This window comes from Bradyrhizobium sp. STM 3809, from assembly GCF_000239795.1.
Classification (GTDB): Bacteria; Pseudomonadota; Alphaproteobacteria; order Rhizobiales; family Xanthobacteraceae; genus Bradyrhizobium.
In genome coordinates, this window is record NZ_CAFJ01000575.1 from 1 (window position 1) to 2,905 (window position 2,905).

General features: G+C 65.7%; 3 protein-coding genes. 1 reads left to right on the top strand and 2 read right to left on the bottom strand.

The annotated features are described in order from the left end of the window. Nucleotides 1-230 precede the first annotated feature (230 nt). Complete coding sequence (locus tag BRAS3809_RS26065) at nt 231-497, top strand: hypothetical protein (protein ID WP_240535769.1); 267 nt, start codon at nt 231-233, stop codon at nt 495-497. Nucleotides 498-567: 70 nt separating this feature from the next. Here BRAS3809_RS26065 and BRAS3809_RS26070 read toward each other — a convergent pair whose 3' ends face one another. Both BRAS3809_RS26070 and BRAS3809_RS26080 read right to left on the bottom strand, forming a co-directional pair. Further along, nucleotides 568-1,383, bottom strand: coding sequence for a lytic murein transglycosylase (locus tag BRAS3809_RS26070; protein WP_008965010.1), 816 nt, complete (start codon nt 1,381-1,383; stop codon nt 568-570). Nucleotides 1,384-1,587: 204 nt separating this feature from the next. After that, nucleotides 1,588-2,499: a DUF2189 domain-containing protein gene (locus BRAS3809_RS26080; protein ID WP_035658687.1), complete on the bottom strand. Its 912-nt coding sequence runs from the start codon at nt 2,497-2,499 to the stop codon at nt 1,588-1,590. Nucleotides 2,500-2,905: the final 406 nt, after the last annotated feature.

Sequence of the window (2,905 nt, forward strand, 5' to 3'; positions counted from 1 at the left end):
ACCATCGCTCGCTGTGATCGCGCCGGCCACTCGCTTCAACACCATCTGCATATGCATGGATGATCTGAGATGAATTCATGTTCATTTTTTAAGGCGCCGCTGTCGCAAAGATCTTCTCGTTCACACACCGCTCGCAGGGATTTCATTTCCCGAGACTCTCGCGGAGGTGCGACAAAGTGTCGCGGCTTTCGGCGATGATGCCGAAGTCGCCGTACCAGCGAGGAAGAACAATGAAGAGCAAACTGTTGGGCGCCGCGCTCATCACCGCGGCCATGATCGGATTCGGCCCGGCTCAGGCGGCGCGGATGCATGCGGCGGGCTGCAGCGGGGCCAACCTGGAAAAGACCGAGACGGCCATCGAGGCCATGGCCGACGGCGACGCCCGGTTCATGGCGCAGCGGGAGATCGCGGCGGCGCAGGATGCGCTGCTCAGCGGCAAGATGGGCGCGTGCAGCATGCATCTGACCAAGGCGATGCAGGCGGGCATGATGAAGTAACCCTTGCATCCACCGCATCACCGAACGACCGGCCGGTCGCATCGCGCGATCGGCCGTTGCTCTGCCCGGCCTATGGCGCGCGCGCCAGCTGGGTCGCGAAGGTCGCGATCGTCCGCGCATAGACCTCGCTCTTGTTCCACTGCTGGATGACCGCGAAATTGGGGCTGCCCGGCTCCCAATCCTTGCCCTTCTGCCAGCCATAACCCTTCAGATAGTTCGCGGTGGAGGCGAGCACGTCGGGCGCGCTGCGGATCAGGTCGCGCTTGCCGTTGCCGTCGAAGTCGACGGCATATTTGATCCAGGACGACGGCATGAACTGCGTCTGCCCGATCTCGCCGGCCCAGGCGCCGCGCATCTCCGCGGGCTGCAGATCGCCGCGGTCGACGATGCGCAGCGCATCCAGCAGCTCACCGCGGAACTGCTCTGCGCGACGGCAGTCATAGGCGAGCGTCGCCAGCGCGCGGATGGTCGGAAACTTGCCGACATTGACGCCGAAATCGGTCTCCAGTCCCCAGATCGCGACCAGCACCTCGCCGGGCACGCCATAGCTCTGCTCGATCCGCGACAGCACCGAGCCGTACTGCTTGAGCATGTTGGAGCCGCGGGTCAGGCGCGGCGGCACCATGCGGCCGGAAAACTCCTCGAAGGTCTGGCTGAACACCTTCTGGCTATGGTCGCGGTTCAGCACGCTTTGGTCGGGCGTGAGCCCGCTGAAGGCCGCATTGATCGTGGTCTGCGAGATTCCCTTGGCGGCAGCCTCCGTCTTGAATTCCGCCAGCCAGCCGTCGAAGTTGCCGGTGCCACATGGGACGGCTGCAGTTGCTGGCGCCGAAAGGGCGATCAGGATGGCGAGGCAGGCAGAGGCCGAGAGAATGCGGACAGTCATCGAAACACCTGGACGGCAATGACATCAAAAAGGAGCGGGGACCTGCTCCATGTCGGGCGTAACCGCGGCAGCAACAAGGCCGCCCGATCACGTTGGCGTCGGTTTTCGTGAGCCGCCTCCGCGGTTTCAGCCTTCAACGACTGGGTTAGCAGCATAACCGCCGGCCCGAAGGCCGGCGGCAAAACCACCTTCATGCAACCGTCCTCACATCTGGTCACGCGAGCGCCACGGGAAGAGATTGGCCGGGAAATCCGCGGCTGGCTTCGGCGCCCGCGGTGCCGGCGGCGCGATCGGCGCGGCGTCCGGATGGACCGCGATCGCCTCGCGGTACAGATGCCAGGTGGCGTGGCCGAGCACGGGAATCACCACGGCGAGGCCGAGGAAGAACGGGATCGTGCCGGCGATCAGCAGCACTGCGACGATCAGGCCCCAGGTCGCGACCGGGATCGGATTCTGCGCCACCACGCGCAGCGAGGTCACGACCGCCTCGAGGGCGCCGGCGTGGCGGTCGAGCATCAGCGGGAAGGAGACCACGCTGAGGCAGAGCGCCAGCAGCGCGAACAGAAAGCCGGCGCCGCAGCCGACGGCCATCAGCCACCATCCCTGCGGCGTGGTGAAGACGCGCTGAACGAAATCGCTCACACCGGCGGCTCCGCCATAGCCGAACACCGCCACATAGATCGCCTGCGCGGTCGCCACCCAGCTGACGAACAGCGCCAGCAGCAGGGTGCCGAGCCCGAGCATCGAGCCGAAGGACGGCGAGCGCAGCACCTCGAACGCGTCCCAGGCGCTGGCCTCCTCACCACGGTCGCGCCGGCTCGAGAGCTCGTAGAGACCGAGCGCCGCGAACGGGCCGAGCAGGGCGAAGCCGGCTGCCAGCGGGAACAGCAGCGGCAGCACCGCATAGCCGAACACGGCGCGTGCCAGCACCAGGCCGAGCACGGGATAGATCGCGCACAGCATCAGAGCGTGGCTTGGAACAGCCTTGAAGTCGTCCCAGCCGAGCCGCAGCGCGCGCATCAGACTGGAAAAGTCGATCTTGCGAATCGTGATCTCGGCCGCGACCTCGTCGCCCGGCCGGACATGTGCAGCGACATTGCTGTGATAGGTGGCCATCGTCGTTCGCTCCCTCATGCCTTGTGAGGCGCTTCCCAACCACGCAGGCGGGGCTGCGCTGTTCGTTGGACGGATCGCGGATGGCCACACGCGACGAACCCGGGGACGGCCATTCGCGAACGGAAGTCGGGAGCATAATGTCGATCGGGCCGGCGCCTACTCACGCCTCGGTGAGTGTTGTGAATGTCGCAGTGCACTCGGCCGGACCGGGCGCGCGAGGAAGCTGCGCATTCCCCAGACAAAGTCATTCCGCCGTCATTCCGCCTTCGGTAAGCTCCACAACCGTCGCCGTGTTCAGGCTGGCGGATGACCGGGGACCGAACGGACTGCGACGGGCAGCCCCGCAACGGAACACCGCCTGCCGAGTTCTTCGTTCGATCACTATCCATTGGGAGCCATTGATGAG